We start from the raw sequence: 22845 nt of genomic DNA, 5'->3' as shown, positions 1-22845 counted from the left end.
CCCCTCTTCGTGCGGAAGTGGCGGAACTGGCAGACGCGCAAGCCTCAGGAGCTTGTGGCCGCAAGGTCGTGAAGGTTCAAATCCTTTCTTCCGCACCAAAACACGAGAGGCCCAGTATTCGCTGGGCCTTTTTCATTTTTAGCTAACGCGCAGCTAACGCCGCGCTCGGACCGCTCCGAATCGACGCGCGGCCGAACCTCGACCGCGTAGACGGTGGCAGGAGCGGTGGCGCCGGGAGCCTTGGGGTTACCCTTACCGGGTCCCGGCCGGACGCGCCTGCCAGCCGCAGTAGAGCCGGTTACGAGCCGTCGTCGTCCGGTTCTCGCGGTCCGTCTGGTGCGTCGATCAAGTCGTGCTCGTCGCCGTCGTCGCACGCGTCCGGTTGCGCCATTTTCGTGAGCAACCTGCGCTTGCCCGGAAGCACGAACACGGGGGGGAAGGATGGGATGCGTCAACGGTCGATTACGCGACCTCAGCGAACTTATCGGCGGTGCTCACCACGAGCCCGGATTCTTGTAGGACATTTCCCGATAGACCAGAGCGGACTCAGTAGCAATACTATCCGGCAAAATCTTCCGCTCCGATACAAAATTGAAACCCTCGCGCGTTTGATTCGTTGTCCTTGGAGGCGCACCGTGGGCCCGTTACGCAGGTTTTCCGGCCAGCAGGCCCTGCTAATCTCACTCGCAGTGGTCGTGTCGTCGTTGCTTATTCCCTTGCGCGCGACAACCTGTGCCTTGGGAGGCTGTCCCGATCAGCCGCATTTCGGACCAGCAGAGACGTTGATCCCCATGCTGTCGAGGAACGGTCAGCAATGCGAGGCCGACAGTTACGTGCAAGGCAATAAGCCCTATCCGGTTGATGCACGTTCCGAAGCATATGGGTCGTGCGACAGGTATGCCGAGGATGGTGTGACGGGTGACTGCATTCTCTATGCGACGGAGCAGCGCGGCGTGGTCGGCGTTCTAGTGCGGGAGGACAGTACTTTTGACCAGGGATATTTTTCTCCTGTCGGCGCATCGCCGCACGTGTTCGATACCCGGGTAACTGGTACGACGACGCCAGAAAACATGAATTGGTACTTCTATTACGAAGGCCTGCGGACATTACGCTACCGAGCGTCGTTTGCACAGACGGCATGTTTAATGCCGCCTGCGTGGAAAGAAGAGACGATCAATTTTCGAGTGTTGAATTGTCTCCCGATGTGGAACAGAACTACCCCGACTGCCCCGATCGTCCACGTGGCACCCCAAACGATAAACGTGTACATTGATCCGACGTTGTGGCCGAATATGGATACCGGAATTCGTCAGGCAATCACGGCTCTGAACGCCGCGCTGGATCCCTTCCGCGGTACAACGCAACTTCCGACCTTTGTGCCAACGACGAGCGGCCCCTGCGGGGGGCCGTACTGTATCAACATGCGTGCTGGTACGCCTCCCGGCACAGCGTGTGCTGGAGGTCCCATCACGTTCGATCCCAGCACTGGTGCGGTCATCAGTTCCAACAACTATTGGCCTGTTACGTCGAGCAGTATGACGTGGGGAGTGAATTTCATTACGCGAACCGCGCTGCACGAACTGGAGCACCACTTGGGGCTGCAGGACAACTCCGCCTGGTGTCCCTTGAACTCCACGGGTTCGGTGATGGGTTCGCCGATACCCTGTGGGGCGACTTCCGGCTACCCGACGAGCCCCACGCTCAGCGACATCACACCTATTGTGCGTTCCGTGTACGGCGGGCAATCGACAAAGACCTGTCCAAGTACGAACTGAGGCACCGATGCGTCACATCATCCTTCTGCTAGTGGCACTTTCCCTCGGCACGCCTGAGGCTCAGGAGACGCTGCGAACGCTGGTCCGCCAACATGGGCACGTCACGCAGGCGATTCAGAACGAGTACCCGCCAGCTACGTTCGGAGAGCTGGTGAAGCACTCGAACTTAGTGGCCAGAGTCGTAGTCATCAAGGAGCGCGCCGTGCTCAGTCCGGATGAGACGACCGTGTCGACACGGTACACGGCACAGTTACTCGACGTGATGCACGCGCGTGGACGCGCCCCTGTGACGGGTGGGAATATCGAAATCGATCGACTGGGCGGCACGATCATTCTCGAGGGAAAGACCGTTAACGTCTACGAGTCGGACTTTCCGAATTTCGAGCTAGGGGATGAGTATATCTTGTTTTTGGGTGGTTCGGGCGGCCAGGTCTACGATGTCCCAGCCGGCGGTCAAGGCGCCTTTAAGGTCGTAGGCGGACTGGCGCAGCAGGTCTCACGAAACAACGCAGTCATCAGACAACAGATCCCTCAGTTGTCGCTAGAACGCCTGCGCGCGGAGGTCACCGCCGCGGCATCACGTAAGTAGCCGCAGGTCCGCTGCCGGCGCAAATGGAATAGCGAGGTCTTGGCCCAGGGCGAAGTAGACGGGTAGTGCGCGGCGAGCCGCAGCGCCGGGAATACCCGCCGCTCAAATACGCGCCGCACGGCCGACAACGCTTCGGCCATGGACCGCTCCGGAGCAATCTCGCGCCCGATAGCCTCGCGCACGTCCAGCCCGTTCGGACCTTTGGACAAGCCGCAGAGCGTCAGCGCCCACGGCCCATAGATGCGAATCTTCGGCCGACGCTCGCCGGGATGCAGGCGGCGGTCGTCAGGCGTGGCGCCGATCTCACGCGAGTCGGACGCGAGGATGATTCGGTCGGATTGGCGAAACACGACGATACGCCTCATAACCACTCCAGTCGTAAAGTGCCGGTGCCGCTGCCGCTGCCGCCACGGAGGTAGACGGACGACAGGCGGCTGACGCAGGGGACCGGCGGCTCCCTGTTTGCGCATCGGGTTTGCACCGTTGGGAACGACGGCGGGAGATACCGATGCGCCGCAAATCAAAAGGGTCGGGCAACGCCGCCTTGCGGCGGCTTCACGATCAGGGCACTGCCCGCTGCCCTGCGATTAGTCGTTCCGCCGATCCATGGACTCCCTCGCGGGACGCCGCGCCGAGGCGGAACGTGTCGGAGTCGGCAGTGGCGGACTAGCTCTCAGCGGGCACGAAGCGGTCCGCCCATGCCGCCGCCTGTCGCTCGTTCAGTTCAACCATGTCGCCGGGACGGAGAAGGTTGCCGTTCAACTCCGCCACACCTGGCTTGCCGACATACGTGTAGCGCCCGGGCCAGGTCGTCGTCGGCCGTCGGAGCGGAACCGGCAGCGACGATGTATTCTCGCAGCGTGCCGGAGAAGGCTGCGTGATCAACAGGTAGTCGCCCTGCATGTGGCCGACTATTTCTCCAACATTGAACAATTTTTCGGGATTGTCCGACGGATCAGGCGGCAGATTGGCATCGAGGTCTCCTCGGCGCACGCGCGATCCCACTGCGACGGTAGCGGCTCTCTTGAAAAGGAATTGACAGTGCTGACGGCGGCGTTCCCGCGATGAAGTGTCTACCAAGGGCTCAGGCAAATTCACCACGAGCCTGAATTTTGAATTTTACTCGACTCTCACCGTCACCCGACGCGGACCCGGGAGTCGTGTAGAGCTTAAACCCGTCTGGCCGTTGTTTCGTACCCGACTCGGCCCCGAATGTAATCAACATTGAGGGAAGGGTTACGACGAAACGGTCGCTCGTAGAAGTATTCGTGAGTACGGCCCGTGTCATATGGAATCGCCCATTCGCTCTCTAACACGTCGGCACTGCGGGTTCTGGCGCGATTCGCTCTCCAGGTCAGCAAGAAGGCAACTGCGGAGGCAGCCGCGAAGCCCAGGGGCAGGCGTCGTTCCCCTTGGTAAGTGACGAGACTAAAGACTAGCGACGCGATCGATGCCACAATCGCAGCGGCTTCTAGTGGTCGCCACCAAACACTTCCGGCTTGAGTCTGCACGGCGACATTATACGAAGGTGTTCAATCAAACATTTCCTAAACGAGACGCGAGGCCCCCAACGGGAGGGCCTCGATTCTGGCAATTCGGCAGGTTAGCGGGCGGATTCTGAGGAGGTTTTCTGAGACAGCCAGCGGTGGGCGGTGGCGGGGCTGACCCCAAGCCGCGTGGCCTCGATGAACTGCTCGTCGCAGAGCTTCCGTCCGCGTATGCTATTTTTCTGTCGGCGTATACTCTCGTTTAAAATCCGAGTTACAGAACGCACAGTTGTTAGGGAACAACATTCCGCCCATAGGGTCCACTCGGCCTCCGCCCAACGTACGCGACGCTCATACGCAAGACGCCGGCAGCGCGGGCACCGCAGATAGCCGAGCATAATCTGACCAGAACATGGCGAATGCAATGCCGAGCAGAAGTAGGCTGTGTCGCTCAGTTACCGCCTGCAATCCAAAGGCACTGAAGAAATTAAGCACTGTAAGGAAGGCAAGAACGATCATCTTCTTCCTTACAGGCCATTTAGCTACCTGCATGTCCCATCCACGGTTCATGCCCTTACCCACAACAGCGACGCCAGTCCCGCCCACTGAGGCAGAGATTCCTTTACCAATCCCAAACGTTATAACGCCGCCGGAACCCCTCTGTCACTGAACGCCACGCTCATGCCTATCGGCCCGAACTGCGCTCCGACTATGCTCGCGGAGCCCGCACAGCAGGTGGCCGCGACGAGGGGTGCCGTCCTGCAGGGTAGCGCAGTCGTCGATCAGTTGTCGTCCGCGTCCCGTCCGGTGAGGGCGCGCACCACCGCCGCACCCAAGACGCCGTAGGCGAATACCTTGCTGGTTACGGCCCACGCTGAACCTACGGCATCGATCTGATCCAGTGGCAGCAGGGAGATAGCGTAGGCAACCGCCAGACCGGCTACAACGATCAAGGCGAATCGAGCCATCGGAGGGCACGAGTGTACCGCCCAAGTGAACGGACAGCGACCGCGCGACTAACGAATTTTGTGTCAACGCCGGACCGACGTGGATGCGCGGGCGCACCAACACAATAAAGGCCCAGTATTCGGTGGGCCTTTCTCGCGTTCAGACTACTGACAGGGCAATTCCCGTCGCGCATCTGCGCGCCCCTCGACCCTCGGACCTCGCCCCTACGCCATCAAATCCATGCAGGCGACATTCAGCCGGAAGTAAAGAGCGCGATCGAAGCTCCCCTCCTCGACGCACGCGCGCAGCTGGGCGCTCGTCGTGCTGATCACGCGGGTGCGCAGGTTCGGCTCCTCCAGCCACTTCAACAGGCGGAACTGATCGAAGGCCGGGAGCGCCTCGACGCCGCGCAGGATCAGGGTGCCGGCTTGCGTCGGCGGGGGCAGTTGAAGCGCGCTGTTCGGCGTCCAGATCTCCACCGCGCCGCACAGCGTCGGGATGAAGTGCAGCAGCGCGAGCTGGATGAGATCGTCGGTGCCGGTCAGCAGCAGATTGACGCGCGGCGTGCTCTCCACGAGCAGGTCGGCGTTGGCGGCACGCGCCATGGGCCAGTAGGTGCGGTGTTCGGCTTCCGCGAAGACCGTCGAGGAGTTCTCCATGATGCCCTTCCCTGGTTCAGAATGGCCGACGTGCCGCGACTGTAACGGCGCGATACGCCGAGCACCATCGGGAACACGGCGGAATCCTCTAGGGAAGATCCCTTAGGCGGTCATCTGTTGCAGGAACGGGATTTAGACGGGAGATCCGGCGGTTACGACTGGTGCAGCCAGCCCTGGAGCACCGCGTACTTCACGATGTCGATCCGCCCGGACAGATCGAGCTTCCGCATGGCGTTGGCCTTGTGCGCTTCGACCGTCTTGACGCTCAGCGACAGCCGCGCGGCAATCTCCTTGTTGCTGTAGCCGCAGGCGATCAGCCGCAGCACTTCCAGCTCGCGCTCGCTCACCCCGCCGCTCGGCTGGCGCTGGTGAGTGGACGGCCGGCCGACGAACGCCGCCGTGACGCGCGCCGTCAGCGCCGAATCGATGTAGGTGCCGCCGGCGGCGGCGGCGCGGATCGCCTGCAGCAGTTCCGCCGGCTCGCTCTGCTTGAGCACGTACCCGCGGACGCCGGCTTTCAGCAGCTCCTGCAGGTAGGCCTCGTCGGTGTGACGCGTCAGCGTGACGATCGCCGCGTTCGGCTGGAGCTGCCGGAGCTTCCGCGTCGCCACCAGTCCGGTCATGCCCGGCATCGACACGTCCATCACGACCACGTCGGGCCGGAGTTCGACCGCGCGGCGGATCGCCGCCGCCCCGTCGCCCGCCTCGGCGATCACCGTCAGATCCGGCTGCCCGTCGATCAGCAGCTTCAACCCGTGCCGCACGACGGCGTGATCGTCGGCCAGCAGCACGCGCAGACGGGGCTTGGCGTCAGCCATGATCGTTCACCCGGACCAGGATGGTCGTCCCTCCGCCGATGGAGGATTCGATCTCGAGACTCGCGCCGATCAGCGAGGCGCGCTCCTGCATGCCCAGCAGGCCGAAGCCCCCCGTCTTCGCGTCGGGCGCGAAGCCGGCGCCGTCGTCTTCGACGACCAGCAGCACGTGATCCGCGGTGCGCTCCAGAATCAGTTCGACCTGCGTCGCCCGCGAATGCTTGGCGACGTTGGTCAGCGCCTCCTGGGCGATGCGGTAGAGCGTGGTCTCCGTCTCCGGAGCGAGCCGGCCGTCGAGGCGGCCGGAGACGTGCAGCTCCGCCCCGATGCCGGCGCGCGCCGACCAGTTCTGGATGTAATTGGAGAGCGCCGCCTGCAGGCCGAGATCGTCGAGCGCGGTCGGCCGCAGCTCCCACACCAGATCGTCGACGTCGCGATCGAGCTGCTGCGCGACGGCCTGCAGCGCGTCGATGCGATCGCGCAGCTCGGGGCGATCGGCGAGCGCGTCCTTCAGCGACGCAATGCGGTGCCCGAGCGCCGTCAGCTGCTCGCCGAACTGGTCGTGCATCTCGCGCGCGATCCGCCGCCGCTCGTCTTCCTGTGCGAACACCAGCCGCCCGAGCAGCTCGGTCCGCGCCCGTTCGGCGCGCTCCCGCTCGGCCATCTCGGCGCGGAGCGCCTCGTTGGCTCGCGCCAGCTCCACGGTCCGTTCGCGCACGCGGACTTCCAGTTCCTCGTGCGAGCGCCGCAGCAGATCCTCCGCCCTCTTCCGTTCGGTCAGGTCGAAATGGGTCCCGACGATGCGCACGACGGGGCCGCCGGGATCGCGCCGCACCGGAAAGCCGCGGGAGAGGACGTGGATGTAATGGCCGTCCTTGTGGCGAAGCCGGAATTCCGCTTCGTAGGTCGGCTGCCCGCGCGAGACGCTCTCGTGCGCGCGATCGGCGCGGGGGCGATCGTCGGGGTGGACCAGCCGCTCCCAGGCGCTGACGTGCGGCTCGATCTCCTCCGGCGCGTAGCCGAGCATCTGCGTCCATCGCGGCGAGTACGTCACCGCGTCGGTCTCGAGATTCCAGTCCCAGACCCCTTCCTGCGCGCCGGCGAAGGCGAGCGTCAGCCGCTCCTCGCTCTGGCGCAGCGCCTCCTCGGTCCGCTTGCGCTCCGTGATGTCGAGATGCGTGCCGACGATGCGGACGACCGGACCGCCGGGGTGCGTCCGGACCGGCAGGCCGCGCGACAGCACGTGGATGTAGTGCCCCTCCTTGTGCCGCAGGCGGAACTCTCCCTCGTAGGTGCCGGCGCCGTGCAGCAGGCTCTCGTGCAGCGCCTCGGCGCGCGGCTTGTCGTCGGGGTGCAGCAGCCGCTCCCACGCGCTGACGTGCGGCGCGATCTCGTCCTCGGCGTAGCCGAGCATCTCCTTCCAGCGCGGCGAATAGACGACGGCGCCGGTCTCGAGATTCCAGTCCCACACCCCTTCCCGCGCGCCGGCGAAGGCGAGCGTGAGCCGCTCCTCGCTCTCGCGCAGCAGCGCCTCGGCGCGCTTGCGCGCCGAGATGTCGCGGACGATCACCTGGATCGCGGGCCCGTCGGGTTCGTCGAGGCGGATCGAATTCACTTCGACGTCGGTGACCGCGCCGTCGAGCCGGACGATCTTTTCTTCGGCCGGCGGGACGGCGTGCCCGGCGAGCATCCGCGCCACCCGCTCACGGATGAGCGCGTGGCTGCCGGGATGGAACAGCTCGAAGGGGGAGCGCCCGAGGATCTGGCCGGGGGAGGCGGCGCCGAACAGCCGCATCGCCGCAGGGTTCAGGAAGACAATGCGATCGTGCCGGCTGATGAAGATACCGTCCGGGGACAACTCGACCAGCCGGCGGTAGCGGTCTGGAGGATCGCTCGCCACGCGCAGAGTGTATACCGGCGCGCGGCGGCGATCTCCGATTCGCGGTAGTAGATAATGCGCCGTGGTGAGGCGCCGCGTGCTCCCCCTCCTCGTCGGCCTCGCACTGGTGATCGCCGCGCTCGCGCTGCTGGTGCGCTGGGTCGAGCCGCAGCTCGCGTTCTTTCCGTTCAAGGGGGAGAGCGAGACGCCGCGCGATTTCGGCATTCCGTTCGAGGCGGTGACGATCGAGACCGCGGACGGCGAGCGGCTGCGCGCGTGGCGGATGAGCCCGGCGGCGCCGCAGGCGGCGCGCGCCCGGATCGTGTACTTCCACGGCAACGGCGGCAATCTGTCGAACTGGTCGCCGATCCTGGCCGGGATCGTCCGCCGCGGCTACGCCGTGTTCGCGATCGACTACCGCGGCTACGGGCTGAGCACGGGGCGGCCGACCGAACGCGGCCTGTACAAGGACGTCGAGGCGGCGACCGCGGCCGCATGGCCGCAGCCGGCTCCCGGCGTCCCCCTCGTCTACTGGGGACGATCGCTGGGCGGGTCGATGGCGGCGTACGCCGCGACGCTGAAGAAGCCGGACGGCGTGATCGTGGAAGCGGGCTTCCCCAGCGCCCGCGCCGCCGTGCGCGGATCGCCGGTGCTCGCGGCGCTGTCGCTGTTCGCGAGCTACCGCTTCCCCGCCGGCGAGTTCCTCGCCCGCGCCGGCGCGCCGGTGCTGATGCTGCACGGCGATCGCGACAGCGTCATCCCCCACGCGCTGGGGCGCGAGCTGTTCGCCGCCCTGCCGGAGCCGAAGACCTTCGTCACCATCCCGGGCGGCGATCACAACGACGCCGCCCCGCCGGACGCCGCGGCGTACTGGGCGGCAATCGATCGCTTTGTTGCGGCGCCCGCCGCAAAGATGTAGCATAGGCTACATCTCCGATCCCGGACGCACCGGGAACCCGGCAACCGCGAAAGTCAGGAGCGCACCGTGACGCCCGAACGCGCCGTCGAGATCTTTGCCGTCGTCAACTTCGTCGTCATCGGCCTGTCGCACGTCGCCCGGCCGCGGGTGTGGGTGCACTTCTTCGTCCTGCTGCGCGAGAAGGGGCATCCGGGCGTGTTCGCCAACGGCATGCTGAGCCTGCTGGTCGGTTCGATCATCGTCGCGTTCCACAACGTGTGGAGCGGGTGGCCGATCCTCCTGACGGTGATTGGCTGGGCGCAGGTCGTGAAGGGCCTGGTCTCGCTGGTCGCCCCCGCCGTCGGCATGCGGGGGTTGATGCGCGTCTCGATGGAGCGGGCGCGGGAGTTCCAGTACGCCGGCGCGATGTTCCTCGTGATTTCGGCGCTGATCGCCTGGGGCTGGCGGGGCTAGATCAGTTGGCGATCTTGTAGAGCTTCGACTCGGTGCGGATGTACAGCGCGTTGCCGGCGATCGCCGGCGAGGCCAGCGACATCTCGCCCAGGTCGTTCTTCGCCACTTCCGTGTACGCCGCGCCGGCGTCGAGCACGAACGTGGTGCCTTCCTCGGTGAGCAGGAGCACCCGGTTGCCGGCGCCGATCGGCGAGGCCGAGAACGTCTGCCCGCCGCCGCCGACGCGGACCTTGTAGGCGAGCCGGCCGGTCCTGGCGTCGAACACGGTGAGGATGCCGGTGTCGTGAATCACGTACGCGCGGCCGTGGTGGACGAGCGCCGACGGCGTGTAGCCGGAGGCACGCGGATGCGACCAGGCGATGAACGCGCTGCTCGTCTCGCCCGGCGGAAGCGTGATGTCGCCGCTCGCCCCCGGCTTGATCGCGTAGAAAGGCCGGTTGGCGTCTCCCTGCGATCCGGTCCCGACGTAGAGCAGGCCGCCGGCGGCGAACGGCGAGGCGGTCGGCATCGACATCCGCGTCACGCGCCAGAGCTCCCTGCCGTGCAGGTCGTACGAAACGACGTTGCCCTGGCCCGTGGTGATGATCTCGGTGCGCACCGCGTTCTTCCACACGAACGGCGTCATCCACGAGGACTTCACCGGAAAGCCGGTCCCGGAGCGCGGCGTGCGCCACAGCTCCTCCCCGGTCTTCGCATCCAGCGCCGCCAGCGACGGCTCGGTCTCGTTGTCCTGCAGCAGATAGATGCGGCCATCGGCCAGCGTCGGCGACGAGCCGGTGCCGAAATCCAGATAGATCGGCCTGGGGGCCCACTGCTTCTTCCACAGCAGCGTACCGTCGAGCGCGTACACGAACAGGCCGACGTTCTGGCCGAAGGAGACGTACAGGCGCTGGCCGTCGGTGACCGGCGTTTCCGAGGCGTAGGTGTTCTTGCGGTGCCGCCCGCGGAACGGCGTCGTGCGAATCGCCTCGCGCTCCCACTTCACCTTGCCGGTGCGGGCATCGAGCGCGAACACCATGTAGCGCACTTCATCGGCTTCGGCCGACGTCTCGCCGTCGCGCTCCGCCGAGCGCCTGCCGATCTCCTCGTTGGACAGTCCCTGCGCCTGCATCTCGGCGATGTACTCGTTGCCGTACAGCCCCGGCGTCGGCTTCTTGAACGGCCGGCTGCCGATCGCCGAGGTGACGAACACGGTGTCGCCCCACACGATCGGCGACGACCAGCCGTGCCCCGCGATCGGCACCGCCCACTTCACGTTCTGCGACGTCGACCAGCGATCCGGCAGCGCGGCCGCGGGCGCGACGCCGCTCATCCCGTGGCCGCGGAAGCCCGGCCAGGTATCTTCCGGTTTCGGATCTGCGTACGCAGACGAGGCGACGATCAACGCGGCGGCGAACAGAAGCTGTTTCATGGCTTTCGGAATCGGATCGAATAGTGTCCGGGCACGATGCCGCTCTCGGCCTCGCGCTTCAGGCCGGCCGCCGCCGCCAGCTTGACCACGTCGTCCGCCTCGAGGCCGGTGACCTTCCTGCCGTCGTTCTCCTGCGGGACGTCGACGACGAGCAGGATGCCGCCGGTGCCGAGCGCCGCGGCGGCGCGGTCGATGACGCCCTTGTGAAGATCGGTTGCGCTGAACACCTCGATCAAGGCGATGGCGTCCACCCGTCCGTCCGGGATGCCGATGGCTCCGGTCGTGCGGTCGAGCGTGCCGAACATCACGCGGCCGTTGGGCCCCACGAGCGGCGCGAGCTCGGACGCGATGACGGCGGCCGGCGACGAACCGACCTCGGCGACCGACATCCCCGGCTTGAGCTGCATCAGCGCGGCGATGGCCGCCCGGTAGCGATGGACCGCCGTCGCGGCGTTGTCCTGGGCGGCCAGCGTGGCTGCCGCGACGCACACCCATGCGGCCGGGAGCGCGACCCTCTGCATGAGGGGAGCGTAGCACGGCGGTCGCGCCCGGCCGGCGGCGGAGTGACGAGCGGCTTGATGAACCGCCGCGCCGCCGGAGTGCGACAATGATCGCATCGCTACCGATCGCCTCGCCATCGTCGCCGCTGACGGCGTGTTCTCGCATTTCGATCTGGCGCAGGCCGCGGCGCGCGTGGCCGCCGGACTCGCCGGCCCGGGCGGCGACCTTCAGGAGGCGCGCGTCGCGTACCTCGTGCCACCGAGCTTCGCCCACGTCGTCGTCTCGCGCGCGATCTGGCTCGCGGGCGGCGTCGCCGTACCGCTGGCGACGTCACATCCGCCCGCCGAACTCGAACACGTGGTGCGGGATTCGGGCGCGTCCGTCGTCATCGCCAGCGGCCGCCGGAGCGATGACCTGGAAGCGATCGCGGCCGCGGCCGGCGCCCGCTTCCTGCGCACCCCCGACCTGCTCGCCGACGCGCTGGCCGCGGGCGATGATCCGGTCGTGCGCCTGCCCATGGGCGCCATCGGCGTCTGGTCCGACCCCGGACGCCGGGCGCTGATCCTTTACACGAGCGGAACGACGGGCAAGCCGAAAGGTGTGGTCACGACGCACGGCAACGTGTCCGCGCAGATCGCCATGCTCGTCGACGCGTGGGAGTGGAGCGCGGACGACCGCGCGCTCCTGGCGCTGCCGCTGCACCACGTGCACGGGTTCATCAACGTGCTCGGCTGCGCGCTCGCGGTACAGGGCAGCTGCGAGATCCTGCCGCAGTTCGACACCGAGCCGGTGTGGGAGCGGCTCGCCTCGGGCGAGATCACCGTGTTCTCGGCGGTGCCGACCATCTACCACCGGCTGATCGCTTCGTGGGATGCGGCGCCGCCGCCGGTCCGCCGCGCGCGATCCGAAGGCGCGCGGCGGGCGCGCCTGATGATGTCGGGATCGGCCGCTCTGCCGCGCCGCACGCTCGAGCGCTGGCGGGAGATTACCGGCCACACGCTGCTCGAGCGCTACGGCATGACCGAACTGGGAATGGCGCTGTCGAACCCGCTGCACGGCGAGCGGCGCCCGGGTTTCGTCGGCGCCCCGCTGCCCGGCGTGGAGGTCCGCACCATCGATGGAGAGCTCCAGGTCCGCGGGCCGGCCGTCTTCCTCGAGTACTGGCAGCGGCCGGACGAGACGCGCCGCGCGTTCGACGACGGATGGTTCCGTACTGGCGATGTGGCGGTGCTGGACGCCGGCGCCTATCGGCTGCTCGGCCGGCGCAGCGTGGACATCATCAAGACCGGCGGCTACAAAGTCTCGGCGCTGGAGATCGAGGAGACGCTGCGCGAGCATCCCGCCGTCGCCGATTGCGCGGTGGTTGGAGAAACGGACGAGGAGTGGGGCGAGCGGGTGATCGCGCTGGTCGAGCTGAGTGCCGGCGCAACGCTCGAGCTCGAGGAGCTGCAGTCATGGCTCAGGCCGCGGCTGGCGCCGTACAAGGTGCCGCGCGCGCTGCGCTGCGGTCCGCTCCCGCGAAACGCCATGGGGAAGGTGATCAAACCTGTCGTCAGGTAAATCACCCGGTCAAGAACTGCATACTCGATGCATACACAGCAGCACCTCACCTGGGGGATTTTCCGGGCATCGAATGTGCTTGATCGGGGGCATCCCGATGCCGAAGGACTGGAAGAACGAGGACGATATCAAGGCTGAGCTTCGTGTTCTGACCGACGAGCTTCGCAACCTGCGACACGAGCTGCGGAACATGGTGGCCCCTCCCAAGCCGAAGAATCCATCGCGCGCATTCCTGCACCGGCACTCGTGGCAGGGGATGCCCAAACCCGACAAGAAGAACGACTGACCAGGGCCTACAATGGCGGCGCATGCGGCGCCGCCGGTTCTTCGCCACCGCGTTCGGTCTCCTCGCCGCCGCGGGTCCCCTCCGCGCCGCACGACGTCAGCCGGCCGCCCGCTCGCGGCTGATTCTCCTCGGCACGGCCGGCGGCCCCACTCCCAAACGCACCCGGTCCGGACCGTCCCAGGTCATCGTGGTCGGCGACCGCGGCTACGTGGTCGACTGCGGGGACGGGGTCGCCCGGCAGATGATGATCGCCGGCGTCTTCCGCACCCTGCGCCACGTGTTCATCACCCACCATCACTCGGATCACAACGCCGATTACGGCAACCTGCTGCTCCTCGCGTGGGGCGATCGCCTGACGACGAGGGTGGATGCGTGGGGACCGCCGCCGCTGACGCGCATGACGACGCTGTTCCTCGATCTCAACGCCGCCGACATCGACGTCCGCGTCCGCGACGAAGGACGGCCGCCGCTGGCGCCGCTGCTCCACCCGCACGATCTCGACGCGGGCGGCAAGGTCATGGAAGACGACCGGGTGCGGGTGACCTGCGCGGTGGTCGATCACCCGCTGGTGCCGCTGGCGCTCGCCTACCGGTTCGACTGCCCGGATCGGTCGATCGTGATCTCGGGCGACACGCGCCCCTCCGACGCCCTCGTGCAGCTCGCGCGCGGCGCCGACGTCCTGGTTCACGAGGCGCTCTACGCCCCGGCCGCGCCCGGCGCGCCCGGATCCGCGCTGCGCAAGCACGTGATGGACAGTCACACTACGGTGGAGGACGCGGGTCGCATCGCGACCAAGGCCGGCGTGAAGACGCTCGTGCTGTCGCATTTCGTGCCCGCCGAAGAGCCGCCGATCAGTGACGAGCAGTGGCTCGCCGGCGCCCGCCAGACCTTCGCTGGACGGATTGTGGTGGGGAGGGATCTGCTGGAGGTGTAGCTGTCCGGTAACCGGTAACCGGTAACCGGTTACCGGTTACCGGTTACCGGCTACCGGTTACCGGCTACCGGCTACCGGTTACCGGCTACCGGCTACCGGCTACCGGTTACCGGCTACCGGCTACCGGTTACCGGCTACCGGTTACCGGTTACCGGCTACGGGTTACCGGCTACCGGCTACCGGCTACCGGCTACCGGTTACCGGCTACCGGTTACCGGCTACCGGCTAGTGGTGCGCTAGAAGGCAAACCTCCCGCCGAACCGGAGGCTGCGCTGGCCGCCCGTCGTGCCAGTGACCTGACCGAACGTGTTGTTCGGAGCGACGCTGAATCCGGTGTTCGGGTTCCCCCACCGCACGGAGTTCGTCACGTTGAACGCGTCGACGCGGAACTCCGCGAACTTCGTGCCGCTGATCGTGAACCGCTTGAACAGCGCGGCGTCGAGCTGCCAGAAGCCGGGGCCCTCGATCGCGGAGTTGCGGCTCATGTTGCCCTGCGTGCCCGGGGTCGGCTGTGCGTAGGCGGCGGGATCGAAATAGAGACGGCCGGGCCCGAGTCCGCCGAGCACGCGCTGAGTCCCCACCACATTGGCGAAGGCGGTGGTCCCGGGCGTATTGAGCGCGGTCCCGTTGGCGGTAATCGTCAGCGGCGCGCCCGACTGCGCCACGAACAGCGTGCTGAACTGCCAGCCGCCGATGACCTTGCTGGCGAGCCCGTCGGCCAGCCAGCGCCGCCCCGGTCCGAACGGCAGGTCGTAAATCGTGGTCAGCGTGTAGACGTGCGTGCGGCCGAAGCCGGCGCGGCCCCAGCTCTTCGAGAAATCGATCGGCGAGTTGATCCCGCCGTTCTCGTCCACGTAATTCATCGCCCGGCTCAGCGTGTACGAATTGGTGATCATCACGCCCTGACGGAACCGGCGATCGATCTTCATCTGCAGGCCGTGGTACGTGCTCTTGCCGAGGTTGGTGCGCTCGCGGGACGTGCCGGTGCGGTTGAACGTCGCGAACTGCGGGCGGCCGTTGTTGCCCGAGTTGTAGACGAGGCTGGCGTTGCGGTCGACGTCCATGACCAGGTCGACGCCGCGGTTGCCGACGTAGGCGATGTCGGCCGACAGGAAGAACGGCAGCTGCCGCTGGTAGGCGACGTTCCACGAGTGCAGCGTTCCCTCGGTCAGCCCCGTCGGAATCACGTCCAGCGTCGCGTTCTGCAGCGATGTCCCGGCGATCGGAATGATGCCGGTCGCGGGAATCTCGAGCAGCGCCGGCGCCGGGAACCCGGCCGCCATCGATCCCTGCGCCTGGAAGCCGTTCGCCGCGGTCCCGTTGTAGTTCTGCTTCACGGGATAGTTGAAGGCGAACCGGTTGTCGGGGAACGGAATGGTGCTGGCGCCGTAGCCGGCCCGCACGACGGACTTCTCGCCGATACGCCAGGAGACGCCGGTGCGGGGTGAGAAGTGCGTGAGGTCCTTCTTGACGTTCAGCGCGTTGTCGAAGGCCCCGTAGCCGGCGACGTTGATCGTGTGCGTCGCGGGATCGTAGTTCGCCAGGCCGCCCTTGCCGGCGATGCCGACGAGCGGCGTGTAGAACTCCCAGCGGAGGCCGAGGTCGACGGTGACGTTCGAGCGGGCCTGCCACTTGTCGTGGACGAACGCCGCGAGGCCGGTGTGCCGCGTGCCGGGCTCGTCGAACACCTTCAGGTCGCGGCGCACGATCTGCGGCCAGTCGAGCAGGAACGCCGCAAACGAGTTCGCCTGACTGCTGGTGGACCCGGCGTCGGCGGGATTCGCCGTGCCGTTGGCGTTGAAGACGAACTCGCCGCGCGGGCCGCCCGCATCCTGCGTCTGCAGCAGCATGTCGGTGTTGTTCCGGTACTCGCCGCCGAACTTCAGCGTGTGCTTCGTCATCATCCGGGTGATGGTCGCGGCGACGTTGTAGGTCTTCTCCCACCGGTCCCACGGCTGGCTGTTCGAGAAGCCGAGCGCCGGATTCGAGAACCCGTTGTTGAGCGTGATCTGCGAGATCCCGCTCGTGAACTCGTTCAGGTTCGCACCCCGGATCCCGACCTCGGTGCTGGTCGTGAGACCGGCGCCCGTCGTCTCGGTGATGTTGCGGTAGTAGTTGAGGCCGCCGCGGACGTCCATGACGGTCTTGGCGCTGAAGACGCGCGTCCAGGTGACCGCGGTGCTCGAGCTGTTGTTGGTGCCGGTGCCGGCGAAGCCGCCGTTGGCCGGCCCGCCGTAGATCCCGTACAGACCATCGTCGAACACGACCGGCCGCATGAAGTTGAAGCGATACGAGAGCTGGTCGCGCTGGTTCAGCGTGTGGTTCACCTTGGCGTCGATGCCGTCGGTCGTCCGCTCGCGCACCATGGCGCGCGTGAAGTTGTTCTGCCCGACTGCCGCACCCGGAATGTTCGGCATCGGGATGAAGGCCAGCAACCGCTGCGCGATGGGGCTGATCCGGTTCGCCGGAATGATGTTGCCCTCGAACGCGGTGCGGCCGGCGCCGTTGATCGCGCCGGTCAGCGGATCGTAGATCCCGTTCGAGAATTCGCTGAAATTCCCCTGCCGCATCAGCGCGGTCGGCACCGTGGCGCGGATGATGTAGCCGTTGTTGTCGATCGTCCGCTGATAGGCGCCGAAGAAGAACAACTTGTTCCTGACGATCGGGCCGCCGAGCGTGAAGCCGGTATTCAGGAACTTCGTCGGCGCCTTCTGATGGTTGAAGTAGTCGCCGGCGTTCGTCTTCTCGTTGTTGCCGAACATGAAGACGCTGCCCTTGAACTGGTTGGTGCCCGACTTGATCGTGACGTTGGTAATCGCGCCGCCGGATCGGCCGAACTCGGCGTCGTAGTTGCTCGTCGTCACGGCGACGGTCTCGAGCGCGTCGGCCGCCGGGATGATGACCTGGAGCAGGCCCGTCTTGTGGTTGTCGTCGAGCCCCTCGATCAGCGTGTTGCTCGCCATGCCGGCCTGACCGTTGACTTCGAACCGCAGCGAGTCCTGCGAGTTGAAGAACTGGGAGTGCTCGCGATGGGGCCGCGTCGACCCGGGCACGGTGATCAGCAGGCTCTGGAAATTGCGGTTGAAGGTGAGCGGCAGGTCGGTCACCATCTTCGATTCGATGATCCGTCCCGTGTCGGTCCGATCCGTCTGCAGCACGGGCGTCTCGGCCGTGACCTGCACGGCTTCGGTCATCGCGCCGACCTCGAGCACCATGTCGACGCGGATCGTCGTGTTGACGTCGACCTTGATGTTCTGGTGGACGACTTTCTTGAAGCCTTGCAGTTCGGCGGTGACCGTGTAGCGGCCGTTGACGAGGCTCGAGAAGATGTAGCGGCCCGCATCGGTGGTGACCGTAGTGCGGCTGACGTTGGTCTCCGCTTCGGTGGCTGTCACGGTGACGCCGGGAACGGCGCCGCCACTGGAGTCGGTAACGTTGCCGAGGAGCGTGCCGGTGACGGCCTGCGCTGCGGCGGTCGAGGGCATGGCGCAGACGCCGATCGCGACGGCGCACGCCAGTGCCAGACGAAGTACGTGACGCATGTAAACTGTCCTCCGGGAAAGGGATACCGGCGCCGATAGATGACTCCAGCTTGCCAGTGGAGTCAAGCGTTTTCGGTCGGCCAGAAACGAGGAATGAGCCACATGCATGCCGTCCACGGACTCCACCACATTACGGTCATAGCAGGCCCGGCCCAGGAAAACCTGGACTTCTACGCCGGCGTGCTCGGGATGCGTCTGGTGAAGCGCAGCATCAATCAGGACGACCCGGGAACCTACCACCTGTTTTATGCCGATGCCGAGGGGCATCCGGGCACCGACCTGACGTTCTTTCCATGGTCGCATCTCGCGCCGCCGCGGATCGGCCACGGCCTCGCCGTGGAGGTCGGCCTGGAGGTGCCCTCCGGCAGCCTGGCGTTCTGGGGCGCGCGGCTCGAACGCTACGGCTTCACGCCCGGCGCGATCGAGACCCGGTTCGGCGATCGCGTGCTGCCGATCGCGGACCCGCACGGCCTCAGGCTCGCGCTCACCGAAAGCGTCCGCCCCCACCAGCGGCCGTTCGCGCCGTGGGACGGCAGCCCGATCCCCGTCGAGCGGCAGATCCGCGGTCTCTACGGCGCGCAGATCTGGGAGCGCGAGCAGGCGCCGACCGCCGCGTTCCTGACCGGCGCCCTCGGCTTCGAGGAGCTTGCGCGCGAAGGCGGATGGACGCGCTATGGCGTTCGCCACGCTCCCGGCGTGGTCGACGTGCGCGAGACGCCGGGCGAGCGCCGCGGCGCCTGGGGCGTCGGTGCAGTGCACCACCTGGCGTGGACGGTCGACGACCTCGACGAGGAGCTGATCGTGCGCGCGCAGGTCGAAGCCGCGGGCGGACGCGCGACCGAGGTGATCGATCGCTTCTGGTTCAAGTCGGTCTACTTCAAGGAGCCGGGCGGCGTGCTCTTCGAGATCGCGACGCGGGGTCCAGGGTTCGCCGTGGACGAGGACGCGTCGCATCTCGGCGAATCGCTGGTGCTGCCGCCGTGGTACGAACCGTCGCGGGCCGAGATCGAGCGCGTGCTGCCGCCGCTGACGCTGCCGGGCGACCGCTTCGTGGAGCAGCCGGTATGAGCGGTGAGGACCTCGGGTTCGTCCACGTCTACCAGGCGGCGCCGCAGCCCGGCGCGCCGACGCTGCTGCTGCTGCACGGCACCGGCGGCGACGAGCACGACCTGCTGCCGCTCGGCGGCCTGCTGCCGGGCGCGAACCTGCTCAGCCCGCGCGGCAAGGTGCTCGAGCGCGGCATGCCGCGCTTCTTCCGCCGCCTCGCAGAAGGGGTGTTCGACGTCGACGACGTCAAGCGGCGCGCGAACGAACTGGCCGACTTCATCGCCGCGGCGGCCGCGCAATACGGCTTCGATGCCTCGCAGGTCTACGCGCTCGGCTTCTCGAACGGCGCGAACATCGCTTCGGCGGTGATGCTCGCGCGCCCCGGCGTCCTCAAGGGCGGCGTCCTGCTGCGGGCGATGGTGCCGTTCGAGCCGGAGACACCCGCGGGGGCGCCGCCGCTCCGCGGCACGCGCGTCCTCGTCTCGAACGGCGAGCAGGACCCGATCGTCTCCGCAGCGGAGACCGATCGCCTCGCGCGGCTGCTGCAGCGGCACGGCGCGGAGGTGCAGGTGCACTGGCAGCCGTCGGGCCACGAGCTGATGCCAGGGGATTTCGCCGCCGCGAAAACGTGGTTGCAGGCGATTAATCGATAAAATGCATTCATGAGCGACAAGGGCGCGTTGAAACACGCGGGAATCCGCCAGTGGGTCGATGAAGTCGCCGCAATGACCCGGCCGGATCGCATTCTTTTTTGTGATGGATCGGCAGCCGAGCGCGACGAACTGATCGCCGAGTCCCTCGCCACCGGCGAACTGATCGAGCTGAACCAGCAGAAGATGCCGGGCTGCTATCTGCACCGCAGCGCGAGCCACGACGTGGCCCGCACCGAGCATCTCACCTTCGTGTGCACCGGGAAGAAAGAGGACTCGGGGGCGAACAACAACTGGATGCCGCCCGCCGAGGCCATCGCCAGACTGACGCCGTTGTTCGATGGCGTCATGAAGGGCCGCACCATGTACGTCGTCCCCTTCCTGATGGGGCCGGCGGGATCACGCTTCTCCAAGGTCGGCGTCGAAATCACCGACAGCAAGTACGTCGTGCTCAGCATGCGCGTGATGACGCGCGTCGGCCAGGTGGCGCTGGATCACCTCGCCGGGTCGAACGATTTCACGAAGTGCCTCCACTCGCTCGGCGATCTGAGCCCCGAGCGGCGCTTCATCATGCACTTCCCCGAGAGCAACGCCGTGTGGTCGATCGGCTCGGGCTACGGCGGCAACGCGCTGCTCGGCAAGAAGTGCATGGCGCTGCGGCTGGCGAGCTGGCTGGCGAAAACGGAAGGCTGGCTGGCCGAGCACATGCTGATTCTCGGGCTCGAGGATCCGCAGAAACGGATGCACTACATCGCCGGGGCGTTTCCCTCGGCGTGCGGCAAGACCAACATGGCGATGCTGCTGCCGCCCAAGACGATGCCGGGATGGAAGGCCACGACGGTCGGCGACGACATCGCGTGGCTGCGGCCGGGATCGGACGGGCGCTTGTACGCGGTGAATCCCGAAGCGGGGTTCTTCGGCGTGGTCCCCGGCACCAGCCGGAAGACCAACCCGATCGCGGCCGAGATGATCCAGCGCGACACCATCTTCACCAACGTGGCGCTGCGGCCCGACGGCACGCCGTGGTGGGAGGGACACGACGATCCGGCGCCGCAGGAGGCGCTCGACTGGCAGGGCCGCCCGTGGACGCCGGCGTCGACCGAAAAGGCGGCGCACCCGAACAGCCGCTTCACGACCCCGGCGACGAACTGCGCATCGCTCTCGCCCGAGTTCGACAACCCGGAAGGGGTGCCGATCGACGCCATCATCTTCGGCGCGCGGCGTCAGCGGCGGATTCCCCTCGTGTTCCAGGCGCGCGACTGGCAGCACGGGACCTTTCTCGGCGCGACGCTGTCGTCCGAGACGACGGCGGCCGCGACCGGCAGGGTCGGCGTGCTGCGCCGCGATCCGATGGCAATGTGGCCCTTCTGCGGCTACAACATGGGGGATTACTTCCAGCACTGGCTCGACGTCGGCGCGGGTCTCGCCAACCCGCCGAAGGTGTTCCGCGTGAACTGGTTCCGCACCAACGAGGCGGGGCGGTTCCTGTGGCCGGGCTTCGGCGACAACCTCCGCGTGCTCCAGTGGATCCTCGACCGGTGTGAGGGACGCGGCAGCGCGGTGGATACGGTGATCGGCGCCGTGCCCACGCCCGACGGGATCGACCGCGCCGGACTCAACGTCAGCGACGCCGACATGGCGGCGCTGCTCCGCGTCGATCCCGCGGAATGGGTCGAAGCGGTCGCCGGTCAGGAAGAGCTGCTCCACATGTTCGGCGAGCACACGCCGAAGGAGCTGCGGAAGGAGCACGAGGATCTGGCGCGGCGGATCCACACCGCGATCACCCCACCGGATCTGGTCGGGAGAGACAGCGGAACGTAGGGGAATCGGGTGATCGGGTGATCGGGTGATCGGGTGATCGGGTGATCGGGTGATCGGGTGATCGGGCGGTCGGCTCATTTCAGGCGCACGACGCGGATCGGCGGTCCCCACCGCTGGCTCGTCGGCGCGATCTGGAAGACGGTGGGACCGGCGGTCAGGTAGTCCCCGTAGCGCGACAGGTCGGCGGAACTGATCACCAGGAAATCCACCCGGCTGCGATACCAGTCGATGGGATGATCGAGCAGCAGTTCCGTCGGCGCCACGCGGAATCCCGCGGCGTCGAGATACGTCGGACCGCTGTTCTCGGTCGCAACGCGCGCTCCCTTCGGCGCGTTCGCCTTCAACCAGTCCGCCGCGAGGGTGCGCGTCTCGGCCTCCTTGTACTGATCGAGCCAGCGCACCGCGACCGCCGCCGGCGGCCACAGCAGCCCGGCGAGCACGGCCACCAGCAATGCCGCCGCCGGCGCCGGGCGGCGCAGCGGCCCGAACCGGCGGACGTAGCCGGCCAGCGCCAGCACGGCAACCGCCGACATGATGCACACGACCGGGACGAGCGGCAGTGCGTAGCGGCCGAAGACGAGCGAGTGCGTCGCGACCACGTAGAAGAACGCCAGCGCGAACGCGATCACCGGAATGGCGGCGCGCCGCGCGCCGGCGCGGGTCAGCAGGATCAGCATGCCGGCGATCGCGAGCGGCACGGACGCGCGTCCCCATGACGGCGAGAGGTGCTTCAGATACGTGAGCCATGCCGGCTCCGCGCCCCTCGGCGGTCCCGCGAACCGCGCGAACTGCGCCGCGAAGCCGTCGAGGAACGCCGGCATGTCGAGCACGGTGTAGGGCGCGCCGGCAAGGAACGCGACCGCCGCCGCGCCGACGATCGCGGCGAGCTTGCGCCACCGGTCGGCAGCCGCGCGCTCGCCAATCGCCCACGCCGCCAGCGGCGCGATCAGCACCACCCCGCCGGTGTACTTCGCGGCGGCCGCCAGCCCGCACAGCGCGCCGGCCCAGGCGTACGCGGTCGTGTCGCGGCGGCGCGCCGCCCGCACCGCAAGCCACAGCGCCAGCGTGGTCAGCATCACCATCGGCACGTCGGTGAGGATGAAATGCGATTCGCGGACGTGCAGCGGGTGCACCGCCAGCAGCGCCGCCGCGAGCGTGGCCGCCGGCCGGCCGCTCAGCTCGCGGGCGAGCCGGTAGGTGAGATAGACCGTCAGCACGCCGATCAGCGCCGCCACCACGCGTCCCGTCTCGTAGACCGCGTCGACCGCGAAGGCGTCCAGCGAATTCCATTCACCGCGCACCGCGCCGAGCAGGAAGCGGGCGATCGCGATGGCGGCGTGCAGATAGATGACCAGCGTCGGGTAATCGAAGATGTGGGGGTTCCAGTCGCCGCTGCGCAGGATGGCGAGCGACCGTCCGATCACCTGCGGCTCGTCGATGCCCACGGCGTGCGGAATGCCGGCGTGGAGGAACCACAGCCGCGCCGCGGCCGCGACCGCGAGGATCACAACGAGGACAATCCGCTGCATGCCTTGAGGCTGGGCAGGATATCACTTGCACTATGATCGC

At 67.2% G+C, this 22845-nt stretch carries 20 protein-coding genes and 1 tRNA gene; 11 read left to right on the top strand and 10 right to left on the bottom strand.

The features are described from left to right. Positions 1-11 precede the first annotated feature (11 nt). The 3 genes from VFK57_08030 to VFK57_08020 all read left to right on the top strand — a co-directional run bounded on the left by VFK57_08030 (position 12) and on the right by VFK57_08020 (position 2364). Positions 12-98: transfer RNA gene (locus tag VFK57_08030), tRNA-Leu, on the top strand. Between the two features lie 684 nt (positions 99-782). Beyond that, entirely contained in the window at positions 783-1775 is a 993-nt protein-coding gene (locus tag VFK57_08025) for a hypothetical protein (GenBank protein ID HET7695638.1), read from the top strand. Positions 1776-1782: 7 nt separating this feature from the next. Beyond that, complete coding sequence (locus tag VFK57_08020) at positions 1783-2364, top strand: hypothetical protein (protein HET7695637.1); 582 nt, start codon at positions 1783-1785, stop codon at positions 2362-2364. Here the strand turns inward: VFK57_08020 and VFK57_08015 are convergent. The 6 genes from VFK57_08015 to VFK57_07990 form a co-directional block, all read right to left on the bottom strand. Next, entirely contained in the window at positions 2307-2729 is a 423-nt protein-coding gene (locus VFK57_08015; GenBank protein HET7695636.1) for a hypothetical protein, read from the bottom strand. The two genes, VFK57_08020 and VFK57_08015, sit on opposite strands and share 58 nt — an antisense overlap. 301 nt (positions 2730-3030) lie before the next feature. Next, entirely contained in the window at positions 3031-3357 is a 327-nt protein-coding gene (locus tag VFK57_08010; GenBank protein HET7695635.1) for a hypothetical protein, read from the bottom strand. 1276 nt (positions 3358-4633) lie between these two features. After that, positions 4634-4819: a hypothetical protein gene (locus VFK57_08005; protein ID HET7695634.1), complete on the bottom strand. Its 186-nt coding sequence runs from the start codon at positions 4817-4819 to the stop codon at positions 4634-4636. Positions 4820-5023: 204 nt separating this feature from the next. After that, on the bottom strand, positions 5024-5458 hold the full coding sequence (locus tag VFK57_08000; GenBank protein ID HET7695633.1) for a sigma 54-interacting transcriptional regulator: 435 nt from the start codon (positions 5456-5458) through the stop codon (positions 5024-5026). Positions 5459-5610: 152 nt separating this feature from the next. Continuing rightward, complete coding sequence (locus tag VFK57_07995) at positions 5611-6276, bottom strand: response regulator transcription factor (GenBank protein ID HET7695632.1); 666 nt, start codon at positions 6274-6276, stop codon at positions 5611-5613. After that, entirely contained in the window at positions 6269-8173 is a 1905-nt protein-coding gene (locus VFK57_07990; protein HET7695631.1) for a PAS domain S-box protein, read from the bottom strand. The genes VFK57_07995 and VFK57_07990 overlap by 8 nt, the downstream gene beginning before the upstream one ends. Before the next feature lie 61 nt (positions 8174-8234). Here VFK57_07990 and VFK57_07985 point away from each other — a divergent pair, with 61 nt between their 5' ends. Together VFK57_07985 and VFK57_07980 are read left to right on the top strand one after the other, a co-directional pair. Then, complete coding sequence (locus VFK57_07985; GenBank protein ID HET7695630.1) at positions 8235-9071, top strand: alpha/beta hydrolase; 837 nt, start codon at positions 8235-8237, stop codon at positions 9069-9071. A 66-nt stretch (positions 9072-9137) separates the two neighbouring features. Continuing rightward, entirely contained in the window at positions 9138-9524 is a 387-nt protein-coding gene (locus VFK57_07980) for a hypothetical protein (GenBank protein ID HET7695629.1), read from the top strand. A gap of 1 nt (position 9525) precedes the next feature. Here VFK57_07980 and VFK57_07975 read toward each other — a convergent pair whose 3' ends face one another. Beyond that, entirely contained in the window at positions 9526-10935 is a 1410-nt protein-coding gene (locus tag VFK57_07975; GenBank protein HET7695628.1) for a PQQ-binding-like beta-propeller repeat protein, read from the bottom strand. Further along, positions 10932-11456: a hypothetical protein gene (locus tag VFK57_07970; GenBank protein ID HET7695627.1), complete on the bottom strand. Its 525-nt coding sequence runs from the start codon at positions 11454-11456 to the stop codon at positions 10932-10934. The genes VFK57_07975 and VFK57_07970 overlap by 4 nt, the downstream gene beginning before the upstream one ends. 94 nt (positions 11457-11550) lie before the next feature. Here VFK57_07970 and VFK57_07965 point away from each other — a divergent pair, with 94 nt between their 5' ends. From VFK57_07965 to VFK57_07955, 3 genes are all read left to right on the top strand, one after another. Next, on the top strand, positions 11551-12996 hold the full coding sequence (locus VFK57_07965; GenBank protein HET7695626.1) for an acyl-CoA synthetase: 1446 nt from the start codon (positions 11551-11553) through the stop codon (positions 12994-12996). A 97-nt stretch (positions 12997-13093) separates the two neighbouring features. Beyond that, positions 13094-13282: a hypothetical protein gene (locus VFK57_07960; protein HET7695625.1), complete on the top strand. Its 189-nt coding sequence runs from the start codon at positions 13094-13096 to the stop codon at positions 13280-13282. 22 nt (positions 13283-13304) lie between these two features. Next, positions 13305-14216, top strand: a complete 912-nt coding sequence (locus VFK57_07955; GenBank protein HET7695624.1) for an MBL fold metallo-hydrolase — start codon at positions 13305-13307, stop codon at positions 14214-14216. A gap of 236 nt (positions 14217-14452) precedes the next feature. Here the strand turns inward: VFK57_07955 and VFK57_07950 are convergent, their stop codons facing one another. Then, positions 14453-17758: a carboxypeptidase regulatory-like domain-containing protein gene (locus tag VFK57_07950; GenBank protein ID HET7695623.1), complete on the bottom strand. Its 3306-nt coding sequence runs from the start codon at positions 17756-17758 to the stop codon at positions 14453-14455. A gap of 93 nt (positions 17759-17851) precedes the next feature. Between VFK57_07950 and VFK57_07945 the strand changes: the two genes are divergently transcribed. Genes VFK57_07945 through VFK57_07935 form a run of 3 tightly spaced genes read left to right on the top strand, consistent with a single transcriptional unit; the run spans position 17852 to position 21276 of the window. Further along, positions 17852-18826, top strand: coding sequence for a ring-cleaving dioxygenase (locus tag VFK57_07945; GenBank protein HET7695622.1), 975 nt, complete (start codon positions 17852-17854; stop codon positions 18824-18826). Next, positions 18823-19458 (top strand): alpha/beta hydrolase, encoded by a 636-nt coding sequence (locus tag VFK57_07940; GenBank protein ID HET7695621.1) that lies wholly within the window; start codon positions 18823-18825, stop codon positions 19456-19458. The genes VFK57_07945 and VFK57_07940 overlap by 4 nt, the downstream gene beginning before the upstream one ends. 9 nt (positions 19459-19467) lie before the next feature. Then, positions 19468-21276: a phosphoenolpyruvate carboxykinase (GTP) gene (locus VFK57_07935; protein HET7695620.1), complete on the top strand. Its 1809-nt coding sequence runs from the start codon at positions 19468-19470 to the stop codon at positions 21274-21276. Between the two features lie 74 nt (positions 21277-21350). Here the strand turns inward: VFK57_07935 and VFK57_07930 are convergent, their stop codons facing one another. Next, positions 21351-22805 carry a glycosyltransferase family 39 protein gene (locus VFK57_07930; protein ID HET7695619.1) on the bottom strand — a complete coding sequence of 485 codons (1455 nt, stop codon included), beginning with the start codon at positions 22803-22805 and terminating at the stop codon, positions 21351-21353. Positions 22806-22845 lie beyond the last annotated feature (40 nt).

Source organism: Vicinamibacterales bacterium (assembly GCA_035699745.1).
Classification (GTDB): Bacteria; Acidobacteriota; Vicinamibacteria; order Vicinamibacterales; family 2-12-FULL-66-21; genus JAICSD01.
Note: the sequence above shows the minus strand (reverse complement) of the source record. Positions and strands in the feature narration are given on the sequence as shown.